The sequence below is a fragment of the Escherichia sp. MR genome (genome assembly GCF_005280595.1).
Lineage (GTDB): Bacteria > Pseudomonadota > Gammaproteobacteria > Enterobacterales > Enterobacteriaceae > Escherichia > Escherichia ruysiae.
The window spans coordinates 1-13,246 of the sequence record NZ_SZVK01000072.1 but is presented as its reverse complement, the minus strand read 5'-3'; the positions used below and the strand labels follow the sequence as shown (position 1 = coordinate 13,246).

The 13,246-nt window shown below is 47.2% G+C and carries 11 protein-coding genes and 1 pseudogene; 7 read left to right on the top strand and 5 right to left on the bottom strand.

Annotated features, from left to right (window positions below; all coding sequences use genetic code 11):
• Window positions 1-98: 98 nt before the first annotated feature.
• The 4 genes from FC814_RS20730 to FC814_RS20715 all read right to left on the bottom strand — a co-directional run bounded on the left by FC814_RS20730 (window position 99) and on the right by FC814_RS20715 (window position 4,400).
• On the bottom strand, window positions 99-812 hold the full coding sequence (locus FC814_RS20730; protein WP_001094740.1) for an MgtC/SapB family protein: 714 nt from the start codon (window positions 810-812) through the stop codon (window positions 99-101).
• Window positions 813-875: 63 nt separating this feature from the next.
• Window positions 876-1,895 (bottom strand): nucleoside hydrolase, encoded by a 1,020-nt coding sequence (locus FC814_RS20725; RefSeq protein WP_137326401.1) that lies wholly within the window; start codon window positions 1,893-1,895, stop codon window positions 876-878.
• On the bottom strand, window positions 1,870-2,901 hold the full coding sequence (locus FC814_RS20720) for a LacI family DNA-binding transcriptional regulator (protein ID WP_000194408.1): 1,032 nt from the start codon (window positions 2,899-2,901) through the stop codon (window positions 1,870-1,872). Before FC814_RS20720 ends, FC814_RS20725 begins: the two co-directional genes overlap by 26 nt.
• A gap of 104 nt (window positions 2,902-3,005) precedes the next feature.
• On the bottom strand, window positions 3,006-4,400 hold the full coding sequence (locus tag FC814_RS20715; protein WP_001091891.1) for an MFS transporter: 1,395 nt from the start codon (window positions 4,398-4,400) through the stop codon (window positions 3,006-3,008).
• A 292-nt stretch (window positions 4,401-4,692) separates the two neighbouring features.
• On the opposite strand from FC814_RS20715, the pseudogene FC814_RS20710 reads away from it, so the two are divergent.
• The 7 genes and pseudogenes from FC814_RS20710 to ettA form a co-directional block, all read left to right on the top strand.
• Window positions 4,693-5,239, top strand: a pseudogene (locus FC814_RS20710) (DUF932 domain-containing protein); the annotation flags it as partial.
• A 96-nt stretch (window positions 5,240-5,335) separates the two neighbouring features.
• Complete coding sequence (locus tag FC814_RS20705) at window positions 5,336-6,304, top strand: IS5 family transposase (RefSeq protein WP_000654811.1); 969 nt, start codon at window positions 5,336-5,338, stop codon at window positions 6,302-6,304.
• 150 nt (window positions 6,305-6,454) lie between these two features.
• Window positions 6,455-7,081, top strand: coding sequence for a DMSO/selenate family reductase complex B subunit (locus FC814_RS20700; RefSeq protein WP_032306837.1), 627 nt, complete (start codon window positions 6,455-6,457; stop codon window positions 7,079-7,081).
• Window positions 7,082-7,083: 2 nt separating this feature from the next.
• Window positions 7,084-7,911, top strand: coding sequence for a DmsC/YnfH family molybdoenzyme membrane anchor subunit (locus tag FC814_RS20695; protein WP_033550846.1), 828 nt, complete (start codon window positions 7,084-7,086; stop codon window positions 7,909-7,911).
• 38 nt (window positions 7,912-7,949) lie between these two features.
• On the top strand, window positions 7,950-10,373 hold the full coding sequence (locus tag FC814_RS20690) for a DMSO/selenate family reductase complex A subunit (RefSeq protein WP_042004625.1): 2,424 nt from the start codon (window positions 7,950-7,952) through the stop codon (window positions 10,371-10,373).
• Between the two features lie 82 nt (window positions 10,374-10,455).
• Window positions 10,456-11,103 carry a molecular chaperone gene (locus FC814_RS20685; RefSeq protein WP_064186847.1) on the top strand — a complete coding sequence of 216 codons (648 nt, stop codon included), beginning with the start codon at window positions 10,456-10,458 and terminating at the stop codon, window positions 11,101-11,103.
• Between the two features lie 192 nt (window positions 11,104-11,295).
• The gene (gene ettA / locus FC814_RS20680; RefSeq protein ID WP_137326400.1) at window positions 11,296-12,963 is read left to right on the top strand and encodes an energy-dependent translational throttle protein EttA; all 1,668 of its coding nucleotides are present in this window, start codon (window positions 11,296-11,298) and stop codon (window positions 12,961-12,963) included.
• A gap of 223 nt (window positions 12,964-13,186) precedes the next feature.
• On the opposite strand, the gene FC814_RS23695 is transcribed toward ettA, so the two are convergent.
• Window positions 13,187-13,246, bottom strand: a 60-nt coding sequence (locus tag FC814_RS23695) for an IS1 family transposase (RefSeq protein ID WP_071528444.1), incomplete at its 5' end; no start/stop codon positions are given.

Here is a 13,246-nt window from a genome sequence, read left to right as displayed (position 1 = left end):
TGATAGAAACAGAAGCCACTGGAGCACCTCAAAAACACCATCATACACTAAATCAGTAAGTTGGCAGCATCACCCGTTTTAGCCTCTAATCGATGCTTTCAGTGTTCCAGCGCGATAGCGCAAACATGTTCAAGCTTAGAGAGTGAATGGTATAGTTCTGGTAATGTCATTTTTTTTCTAATCACGACCTTAAGGTTAACTTCTATTCTTCCCTTTTTAACATCGCGAATAGTGAACGCTTCAATAATATTTTTTTGTTGATTAATACACTCTATCAGGGCTTGTAGCCCTGATCTTTCGTCAAGAGTAACATGAACTTTTACTTTACCCGGAAATTGATTCTTAGCTTGCAAAAAGAGCACAAAATAGCTGAGTTTTATTGCAATCATGAACAAAGCAGTGGTAACCAAAGCATGCATATAAAACCCAGCACCACATGTAATTCCCACCCCAGCCGAAGCCCAAACGATAGCTGCAGTTGTTAGTCCAGATATAGCATCGTCATGGCGATGAAGGATAACTCCTGCGCCGAGAAAACCTACACCGCTGATAATCTGTGCTGCCAGTCGCATCGGATCGCTACGTATATTCATCGAGATTTCAGCGTAATATTCTGCAGACTGAATCGATACAATTGTCAGAACACAACTGGCGACTGAAATAATGACGCACGTTTTAAATCCAACAGGCTTCCCTTTCGATTCTCTTTCAAGGCCAATAATGCCACCAAGGATAAACGCGACGCAAATTTTGCCCAGTGTAATAAAGAGAGATTCTTCTTCACTGAATAATAAGAAGGATAACGTATTCATATTTCCTCCGGAAAAAACTCACCCCAAACTGTGTACGAAGGTCTCCTTTTCTGCCCCATGAGGCTACGCGCCGTAGTTCTGGATATAGTGCTCTATCAGCGAAATAAGCCGCGGGTTATCGATGCTCTGCAGAATTGTGACCTGTGCACCTTTTGGTTCAGGGATCCCAATATTGAGGCGTAATGTGTCACGTCCATAGCAACAAGTCATTCCGCGTGTAATGCCTTCCAGAGAGACATCCAGATAATCTTCAGCCGTTGTTGCAAGAGAGGGATCCAGTAACCAGGCAATGGTTAACACATCGTGGATCCAACACCCAGGCAGATTGCGGGTTTGCATAGAGTATGTAATCCATGGTCGAATGGTTTGTGCCAAATAACGGCTAAGCCCGTTTTCTGTTTTTGCTAGACGATCCAAATCGACGTGAAGCATTTGGGTTTGCGTTGTCACATCCATCGGGACCAGCGTGACTGGCGCACCGCTGGTGAGCACCGCATGAGCCGCCTCAGGGTCCAGACCAAAATTTGTATCTTTCAGGTAGCCTGGAACATTGAACACGCCACCCATAACGACGATATTTTTGACCGCGTGAACAATTTGCGGGTAAAGCTGCAGGGCGATGGCTACATTGGTGAGGGGGCCGGTAGCAACCAACGTTATTTCGCCTGGATTACGACAGATGAGTTCACCTATTGCTTCAGGCGCATGGGGTTCTACCTGCTGGCACAATGCTGGAGCAGGAACATTCGACCAGAGTTGCCGTAAACCAAACTGATCGACACCATGATCCAGTTTTTCACGCCAGGGTTGCGGATCTTCCAAGAGCGCACGCGAGGCACCACGGTAGACCGCAACAGGAATATCCAATTGTGTAATGAGATCTCTAGCGACCGCATATCCCACGTCTACCGGTGTATTTCCGGCAACAGTGGTGATCATTTCCAGCGCGATTTGCGGTGCGGCAATGGCCAGCGCCAGCGCCAGACCGTCGTCGATATTAGCGCCGGGAATGCCGTTCCCCGGATCGCAGTCAATAATGATACGCATCGATTCATTTTCACTTTTTCTCGGGTTGTACTTCATGCCCTTGGCAGCCACACGACTCTCCTGTTCGTAAATAAAACTCAAATTCAACACGGCGAACTTCTCCATCCCAATTTTTCAGCATGTCAATTGCCGCACGGGCCATCTTATCGACAGGTTGTCGAACGGCGGTTAAAGAAGGGACGTTATAAGCCGATTCTTGTGTTGCGTTAAAGCAGACCAGCGCAACATCTTCAGGAACGCGCAGCCCATGTTCTGCCAAAGCGCGTAAACAGCCGAGAGCCTGTTGTTCATTTGTCGCGAACAGGGCGCGTGGCAGTTGGTGCTCAAGCATGCGTTTTGTCGCCTCGTAACCGCCGGCGCGGGTATAGTTGGTCGAAAAAATCCATGAGGGATTGACCACTAACGATGAGGCTTCCAGCGCCTGCTGCCAGCCCCGGATACGATCCTGAGTATTCAGCATTTCACGCGGGCCGCAGATGATGCCGATGTCGCGGTATCCGTGATCAATAAGATGTTGTGTTACCTGCATCGCCGCCAGTTGTTCATCAACCTGGATAACGCTGACGTTAAGCCCAGGATCCACACGATCGAGCATGACGCAGGGGGTACCGCTCTCCTGAATCAAATTGATATAAGGATGGCGATCAACACTGGTGTAGATCAGCCCGTCAACCTGGCGGTGTAGCATATTATTAATGAGTTCACGTTCACGGCAGCTACTATCGCCTGCGTCGCCCAGCAGGAGTACTTTGCCATCAGCAAAGGCTTCGTGTTGCAGGGCATGAGCCATAGAGGCGATAAACGGGTTCGAGATGTCCGGAGCGACTAGCCCATAAGTTTGCGTACTCCCTGAAGCCAGCGCACGCGCGATGCCATTGGGTCGATAACCGGTTTTCTTAATGGCCTGTAGTACACGTTGTCGGGTCGCTTCGGCAACGGGGCGCGGGCCATTATTAATAACGTAACTAACGACAGCGACGGATGTCCCTGCTTCTTTTGCCACGTCAGAACGTGTTACGCGTTGTGAATGTGATTGAGTCACGAAGCACCTACCTGATTGCGTTCAGAGTGATTTTTTCCAGACAGCATAAGGCGTTATGACCCAAAAATCTTTGGTAAAGAACGCGCATCTCACGTACTCTGGCCTTAAATTGCATCCTCGGGTAAGTTGAGATCCCGTCCGCGAGTCTCTGGTGCAAAGAAAGTGGTCACCAGTCCAATCGCGGCCATAAAGGCGAAATAGATAGCGATTGGCCACCAGTGCCCGTAATACGAGAGTAGCGCAGAGGCGATAAGTGGTGCAGTCCCGCCAGACAGAATGGAACCGAGCTCTTTTGCAAATGCCATTTTGGTATAACGATTAGTGACACCGAAAAGCTCAACGCCCCACGCAGCCTGAACACCAAAAATACCCAGTGAAGCCAGCCCCATCCCGGTAATGATCGTCGGGATAACAATCCACGGCTCACGAGAATCCAGCAACATAAATGCCGGAAAGGCATACAGGATCAGTAACAAGCAGAACCAACGATAGATGATACGTCTACCGAATCTATCGGACAGCCAACCCGCCAGAGGAATAATGGCAAATCCCAGAACGGATGCAATAAGTACAGCTGCCGTGGGTACGGACTTATCCACCATCAGTACTTTCGCGACATAGCCAATGATAAATCCCTGAGCGAGATAAGAAGGACCATTCTCTCCTATACGTAATCCGACCATGGTCCAGAAGGCACGGGTCCGTTTCCAGAAGCTACGACTGTCATGTTGTTGCTGTGCTTTTTCCTCACGAATAACCTTTTCTCGTTCAGCCTGCAGAAGGGCTTTTTGACGTTCAAAGACTGGTGTTTCGCGTATATGACGACGAATTAATAGAGCTGCAGCAGCAATAAGAATGCTGCAAAGAAAAGGAATACGCCATCCCCAGCTTAATAAGTCATCCTTGTCCATTTGCAGGACGATGAGCCAAACCAGCGAAGCCAGTAATGTTCCGCTGTTCGAACCCAGACCAATAACAGATGAAACCAGTCCACGTCGTTTAACGGGAGCATATTCACCAAGCATCACAGTACCGCCTGAAAGTTCCGCTCCTGCTCCCAGCCCCTGAGAAAATCGAAGGATAACCAGACATATCGGTGCCCAGACGCCTATCTGGGCGTAACTGGGGATTAATCCTATTAGCATGGTCGACATGCCCATCAATCCAATAGTGATAACCATGACAATTTTCCGACCATGTTTATCGCCTATCCAGCCGAATAGTAATGCACCAATAGGGCGGGCAATAAACCCAACAGAATAGGCGGCAAAGCTGGAAAGTAATGCCATGACGGGTGTCGCCTCCGGAAAAAAGACATCGCCAAAGATAATACCTGCGGCAAGGCCGTACAGGGCAAAATCGGCATATTCCATCGTGGTGCCTAACCAGCAGGAAACTGTTGCTCGCCAAAACTCGCGGCGTCCCTCGGAGGTTTCCAGCCGCTCCTGAGCTGCCTGTTGGTTATCTGTTAGGGAAACAGTGGATGAATGCGTGTTCATAAGAACTCCTTGATATTATCCGTCAGATATACATCACAGGTAGATATCTTTCTTAAATCTACTCATGTAGATATTGTGTTTTATTACATATAAATAAATCTACTCGCGTAGATAAACCATTCAATGGAAGTAAAATCGTGATAGAGATCACTCATAAGGTGTAAGCGCAAAGCTAGCGTTGTCTGTAACCTCGCTCCTGGCGGGCTAAATTACGCTTAAAATATCAGCAATACACCAGCGTCTTGCTCATTTGAGCGGGGTGTTTTCTTTTGTCTTACATACAGTCATGACCATGAAATTAGTCAGCTACTTTGGCCGTATAAACCAGATACGCCGTGACCGACCTCTACCCCATGAAGTGTTGATGGGTTATGTCCCCTGCGTATTCAGTAGCGACAAGTATGAATCATGCTCAGACCGTTACACCTACATCACGACCATCACCATCCTTGAAAGTCTACAGCGTGAAGGCTCCCAGCATTCTTTACCTGCCAGACTCTTGTACGAGACCAGAAACACACTAAACACATGCTACGCCTGCTTCGTGCTGGGCCCATCAGATACTGCATGACAGCTCATCAAGCTACCAGATGCTGACTGGGCTGTTTCGTGGCATCTGTACCAGCGGATTGGTCTGAGGTCACTCATTCGGAGAAATGCGGGTCCCACATAAAAGTAATATCGTCCAGAAGGTGAATGAAGGTGCTTACGAAGTGCTCGAGGTTTTTGATCTAATGGATGAAAAGCGCGATGTGATGGAGTCGCTTTTGTTACCACAACCTGTTCAGCAGGCATTTGCCAGAGCAGCGTTGACGTACCACTTTGGTGAAGATCACCAGACAGATTCTATCAATGTGGCGGTTTGGCAAAGATATGGGCTTCTCTTCCCGGCTGTGTTGAAGCGGCTTTGTTGAATAAATCGAACTTTTGCTGAGTTGAAGGATCAGATCACGCATCCTCCCGACAACACAGACCATTCCGTGGCAAAGCAAAAGTTCAGAATCACCAACTGGTCCACCTACAACAAAGCTCTCATCAACCGTGGCTCCCTCACTTTCTGGCTGGATGATGAAGCGATTCAGGCCTGGTATGAGTCGGCAACGCCTTCATCACGAGGAAGGCCCCAGCGCTATTCTGATCTCGCCATCACCACCGTTCTGGTGATTAAACGCGTATTCCGGCTGACCCTGCGGGCTGCGCAGGGTTTTATTGATTCCATTTTTGCCCTGATGAACGTTCCGTTGCGCTGCCCGGATTACACCAGTGTCAGTAAGCGGGCAAAGTCGGTTAATGTCAGTTTCAAAACGTCCACCCGGGGTGAAATCGCACACCTGGTGATTGATTCCACCGGGCTGAAGGTCTTTGGTGAAGGCGAATGGAAAGTCAGAAAGCACGGCAAAGAGCGCCGTCGTATCTGGCGAAAGTTGCATCTTGCTGTTGACAGCAACACACATGAAGTTGTCTGTGCAGACCTGTCGCTGAATAACGTCACGGACTCAGAAGCCTTCCCGGGCCTTATCCGGCAGACTCACAGAAAAATCAGGGCAGCCGCGGCAGACGGGGCTTACGATACCCGGCTCTGTCACGATGAACTGCGCCGCAAAAAAATCAGCGCGCTTATTCCTCCCCGAAAAGGAGCAGGTTACTGGCCCGGTGAGTACGCAGACCGCAACCGTGCCGTTGCTAATCAGCGGCTGAGCGGAAGCAATGCACGGTGGAAATGGACAACGGAATATAACCGTCGCTCGATAGCGGAAACGGCAATGTACAGAATGAAGCAGTTGTTGGGAGATTCACTGACGCTGCGTGACTACGATGGTCAGGTAGCGGAAGCTATGGCCATGGTGCGTGCGTTGAACAGGATGACAAAGGCTGGGATGCCAGAAAGCGTGCGTATTGCCTGAAAATCCAGCCAGCTACAGGGTCGTTCGCACGAAATCTTATTTATTCAACAAAGCCGTTTACATGTGGAAATCCCGTATAGAAACAATCCACAGCATCAACCACTATGCCTCCAAACTGTAATAACCATTCACTCTAATTTGGTGGCAGCTATGAAACAAAAACAATATGGCTTCTATATCGACAGCAGTAGATGTACAGGATGTAAAACCTGTCAGGTTGCCTGTAAAGATAAAAATCAACTGCCTATTGGTGTCAATTTTCGTCGGGTATATGAATACGCCGGAGGTAGTTGGACTCAAGCCGGAAAAGATATCTGGCGACAAGACGTTTTCGCTTATTACCTCTCCGTCAGCTGTAATCACTGCGCCGATCCGGCCTGTACCAAAGTTTGCCCTACCGGCGCTATGCATAAGCGTACACAGGATGGTTTAGTTGTTGTTGATGAGCAAATTTGTATCGGTTGTCGATACTGCGAAATGGCCTGTCCATATGGAGCGCCGCAGTATAACAGCGAGAAGAAACATATGACAAAATGTGATGGCTGTTATGAATTAATCGAACAAAATAAAAAACCGCTGTGTGTTTCATCGTGTCCGTTACGGGCGCTCGATTTTGGGCCAATCGACGAACTAAGAGAAAAATATGGTGATATTACTGATATCGCCCCACTTCCCCAATCGTCGTTTACCCAACCGTCTATCACGATCAATCCCAATCCTCATGGGAAGCCAACGTCAGAGTATCGTGGAACGATTGTTAATAAATCGGAGCTATAACTATGCATGAATTACCTTTGGTCTTCTTTACCGTACTTATGCAAGCCGTTGCCGGTAGCTTTATTCTGCTTTGGTTAATTAAGCTGATCCCTGCCGCTCAGCTACAAACCTCAGGCCAACAATTTTCACTGGCAATATTCTCTCTTTGGCCGCTGTTAGCACTGGCGGGGCTCGCCGCGTTAACACATTTAGGCCAACCATTAAGAGCCCTAAACGTACTCTTTGGCCTAAAACATCTTTCTCCCATGAGCCTCGAGATCGTCATGGTGCTCATTTTTAGTTTGCTTGGCCTAAGCACCAGTTTCTTACTATTGAAAAAAGTAAAAGGAGCGCCACTGCTCCTGTGCGCTGTTCTGGCGGCACTGGCAGCCATCGGTGTTCTATTTGCCATCGCAAACGTTTATTTTTTACCAACAGTTTCTCTTTGGTCTACGCCGTGGACCGTTATTAACTTTGTATTTAGCGGTATTTTGTCCGGCTCATTATTAAGCGCCCTTCTGTTGTACGCATTTCGTAACAGAAACGGGAGTTCAACATCGTTCATATACATCATGAAACCCATTTGGGGCGCGGTACTCTTTCTATTTATCCTGTTTTCCTGTGGCTATTTGTTTGCTCTAAACGGAGAAGTTAGCGCAATTCCTGTATGGCTTAAAGCTATTCAAGTTATTCGAATCCTGTTATTGGCATCCGCATTTCTCTGCTGCCTTTTAATGAATTTATCCACGCAAATAACGGGCAAGTTAGCCGCTGTAACAACGGCTGTCATTATTGCCGAGCTCTTAGGAAGAGTCTTTTTCTATGAACTTATTTTACTGCAACAGCTTTAAGGCAATCGGACTTAACGCCGCGATATAAGGATTTTATTATGTCTACACAACAAAATATAACGCAAGCAGTCGACCATTCTGATTTATCCCGCAGGCGCTTTTTAAAACTGAGCTCTTTTCTCGGTATGGGCGCCTATTTATCGACTCACTCTATGAATGCTATCGCTGCGGCTGTTATTGATACTCACGTAGGTGAAGTTGCCAAATGGCACAATTGCTGGGCACATTGTCATTCCAGTTGCTTATTAAAAATCGTGACTGAAAACGGTGAAATAAAACGTATTGAAACGGACGACCAAGGCGATGATACATTTGGTCGCCATCAAGTCAGAGCTTGTTTACGCGGCCGATCTTTGCATAAACGAACCTTCGCTCCCGACAGATTAAAATACCCAATGAAACGCATCGGCAAACGTGGCGAAGGTAAATTTAAGCGCATCAGTTGGGAAGAAGCACTAACGGAAGTGCACGATAAGCTAAGTCATATCATCCGTGAATATGGTAATCAGGCAATCTTCAGCCGAATCGGTTACGGAAAACCGGACGGTTCTTATCACTATGTTCCCAGATTTCTGAATATGATCGGCGGCTACCTATCGCCGGAAGGTAATTACAGTAGTCACCAGATTGATACGGCTTCTCAATATACTTACGGCGATAAATCTTATACGTTCGGCAGCGCACCAACGGAAATGGCGCGTTCAGATCTGATTGTTTATTTTGGAAATAATCCGGCCAATACGCGAATGAGCGGTGGCAGCGATACTTACCATTATCAATGGTACAAAAAGCAAAACTCCGCCAGAACAATCGTTATTGATCCTCAATACACAGATACCGCCTGTGGTCGGGAAGATCTTTGGCTGGCTATTCGCCCGGGAAGTGATGCAGCATTAGTTGAAGCAATTGCGTGGGTACTGATAACGGAAGGTTTTACCGATGACGACTTTCTGAAAACACATTGTTACGGTTATGACGAAGAACCGGGTGATAGCGAAAAAAATATTCCTCCGTTAGATAAGCGTTTGGGATACAAAGCTTATATTTTGGGTGAAGGCATCGACGGTATCGCAAAAACGCCAAAATACGCCAGCGCAATCTGCGGCATTCCGGAAGAACAAATTTATCAGTTAGCACGTGAACTTGGCCACGCGAAAGCGCCCTATATTGCTCAAGGTTGGGGCCCCCAGCGTCAGGCTGCCGGAGAACAAACGGCCAGAGCAATATTTATGCTGCCAATTTTGCTGGGTAAAATCGGCTTGCCCGGTACGAATAACGGCGCATCAGACTTTTTGTTCCACACAACAGATGTCATGACAATGCCAACCGGAAAAAACCCGGTTTCGGCAAAAGTTCCCTGCTTTAAATGGCTGGAAGCCGTAGAACGTGGCCATGAAATGACGGCATTAACCGATGGGATCAAAGGCGCACCTAAATTAGATACCGACGTAAAATGCGTCTTTATGTATCAAGGCAACTGGCTGTTAAATCAGCACTCTGACTGCAATGCAACGGCCAAAATATTGGCCGATGAAAGCAAGTTAGAGTTTATTTTCGTGATGGATAATCACATGACAGCCAGCGCTAAATTTGCGGATATTTTACTACCGGATATTACTTGGCTGGAAAACTCTCGTATTGTGGCCTTCTCAACGCATTTGACTATGACTGAACATGTCATTGATCCTATGTACGAGTGCCGCCATCCTTACGATGTCTTTGCCGATCTTGCCGACAAATTTGGTCTCCGCGAAAAATTTACTGAAGGGCGCAGTTGGGATGACTGGCAACGCTATCTGTATAACCAAAGCCGTTTAAAACACACGAATTTTCCGCCTATCGAGATTTTAGAACGAGAAAAAACCGTTCGTCTTCCGTTTGATCCTCTCGCACCGCGATATACGTTAAAAGCGTTTCGGGAAAATCCGGCCCTCAATCCACTGAAAACAGAATCAGGTAAAATTCAGATTTACAGCCATAAACTAGCCAAACTTGCGGAAACATGGACGCTGCCGGCGGGAGATACGATTACGCCATTGCCGCAATATACGCCGACGTGGGAGAGCTATGCCGATGAGGCATTAAGAGAGCAATATCCTTTACAACTCATTGGATTTAAATCAAAAGGACGCCCACACTCAACGTTTCATAACGTTCCGTGGCTGCGGGAAGTCATTGACGATGTTTTAATGATTAATCCTATTGATGCAAAGGCTCGTCATCTTGCTCAAGGGCAGATGGTGCATGTTTATAACGCACGCGGAACGATTCAAATTCCAATACGCATTACGCCAAGAATAATGCCCGGCGTTGTAGCGATGGGCGAAGGTGCATGGTATCAGCCGGATGAGAAAGGCATTGATATCGGTCGATGCATTAATACTCTCACTCGTTTAAAGCCGACGGCCTTAGCGAAAGCCAACCCTCAAGGAACCAATCTGGTCGAAGTCAAACCGATTTAAATTCAACGTTAGCCTCTCAATGGAGGCTAACTCATTGATTTCGTTTTAGCCGGAAATCTATCTCTTTTTATAGGTGAATAAAATGAGCCATCGTATAGAAACTGAAGCTATTACTGAGCGTGAATTGTCACTGGTCAGCTTATCCCTTTTGTATCATTTCTTTTGCTTTGAACCACAAAAGGCACTAATCAACAATATGTTAAACAGCGATATTCTTAATCTTTGGCACAGTAAATGGGACATGGATATTCACGAGACAAACACCTTTTTACAAAATCAAGATGCTCTCGAGCGTTTGCAGGCTGACCATTTAGCCTTATTCGTTGGCATTGGGATGCCAAAAGCCGTTCCATGGGGATCGGTTTATCTGACGGAAGAGAACCTGCTATTACAGCGCTCAACTCATGCATTAACCGCTTTTTTGAAATCCCACCGCATTATACTTTGTACCGATGAACAGCAAATTTCTGACCACATTGGATTATGTTTATCAGTACTCGCCTTGCTATTAAAACAATGGGGAGATTATCCGGAAGAAACCACCGAGCGCACAATACGCGAATTTTTACGCGACCATTTATTGCCATGGAGTGGCCGTTTTTGCGAATTACTCACCGCCCATGCTGAAACGCCTCTATATGCATTATTAGGAAAAGTCACTAAACGGATATTAAAAGATCAGCAACATCAATGGCAGATTACCCCGCGGTCCCGCACGCTATATTATTGATCTTAAACTTTTACAAACGGATTTTATCTAATGGGGGCCATGAGGTTGCCATTCGTGTGCCGGCGTTCAAAAGTCTCAACTCACGGTTTTATCAGGTTGAGGAAAATATGCCGATCACCATGGCAAAGTCTTCCCCTCCATGCTCTAATCGGCGCCATTAAGAAACCCCGTAATTAAGAGGCTCCTAATACTGTGGCACAATACGTCTATACTATGCATCGTGTCGGAAAAGTTGTTCCTCCGAAGCGACATATTCTAAAAAATATCTCTCTCAGCTTCTTCCCCGGCGCCAAAATTGGTGTGCTTGGTTTAAACGGCGCAGGTAAATCCACGCTATTACGCATTATGGCCGGTATCGACACCGATATCGAAGGTGAAGCGCGTCCGCAGCCGGGCATTAAAATTGGTTATTTGCCGCAAGAACCTAAGCTGAATCCTGAGCAAACCGTAAGAGAAGCAGTTGAAGAAGCCGTCAGTGAAGTCAAAAATGCCTTAACGCGTTTAGACGAAATTTATGCGGCATACGCAGAACCGGATGCAGACTTCGATAAGCTGGCTAAACAGCAAGGCGAAATGGAAGCGATCATTCAATCTCACGATGGACATAATCTGGATAACCAGTTGGAGCGTGCTGCTGATGCATTGCGCCTTCCGCCGTGGGACGCCAAAATTGAGCATTTATCCGGTGGTGAACGCCGTCGCGTTGCACTTTGTCGCCTACTGCTGGAAAAACCGGACATGTTACTGCTCGACGAACCAACCAACCACTTGGACGCAGAGTCCGTTGCCTGGCTGGAACGCTTCCTGCATGACTATGAAGGCACCGTTGTAGCCATTACCCACGACCGTTACTTCCTTGATAACGTCGCAGGCTGGATTCTGGAACTTGACCGCGGTGAAGGTATTCCATGGGAAGGTAACTATTCTTCATGGCTGGAGCAAAAAGATAAGCGTCTGGAGCAAGAAGCCTCTTCCGAAGCCGCTCGCCGCAAATCTATTGAGAAAGAACTTGAGTGGGTTCGCCAGAATCCCAAAGGCCGTCAAGCTAAGAGTAAAGCGCGTCTTGCCCGCTTTGATGAGCTCAATAGCGTTGAATATCAAAAACGCAATGAAACCAGCGAGCTGTTCATTCCGCCCGGCCCTCGTTTAGGCGATAAAGTGCTGGAAGTTCAGAATCTGAAAAAATCTTATGGCGATCGTCTGCTAATAGAAGATTTATCATTCGCGATTCCAAAAGGTGCCATTGTCGGTATTATCGGCCCGAACGGCGCTGGTAAATCAACGCTGTTTCGCATGATTTCCGGTCAGGAGCAGCCTGACAGCGGCACAATCACTTTAGGTGATACCGTAAAAATCGCCTCCGTTGATCAGTTCCGTGACAGTATGGACAATAGCAAAACGGTTTGGGAAGAAGTTTCCGGCGGTCTGGATATTATGCGCATTGGTAACTTTGAACTGCCAAGCCGCGCTTATGTCGGTCGCTTCAACTTCAAAGGCACCGATCAGGGCAAACGCGTTGGCGAGCTTTCCGGCGGCGAACGCGGTCGCTTACATTTAGCTAAACTGCTACAAGTTGGCGGAAATATGCTGCTTCTCGACGAACCGACTAACGATCTGGATATCGAAACGCTGCGTGCGCTCGAAAACGCCCTGTTAGAGTTCCCGGGCTGCGCCATGGTCATTTCCCATGACCGCTGGTTCCTTGATCGTATCGCTACGCACATCCTTGATTACTGCGATGAAGGTAAAGTGGAATTCTTTGAAGGTAACTTTACTGAATACGAAGACTGGAAAAAGCGTACGCTGGGTGCAGAAGCGCTTGAACCTCATCGTATCAAATATAAGAAGATCGCCAAATAATTCTGATCTATTCTTATTAACGGATGTTTTATCAATACACACATTAACGCCCCTTAATTTAGGGGCGTTTTTTCAGGTTGAGCGTAACGGGCTTAATCACTTGAGGAGAGCAGAGATGCCTGCAAACGTTTTATTATTAGGCGCAACCGGATTAATCGGCAGTCATTTACTCGCTATGCTGCAATCCGATCCGCGCATTGAACGCATTGGTAATGACTCCAACTTATTGATAGTGTTTTATGTTCAGATAATGCCCGATGACTTTGTCATGCAGCTCCACCGA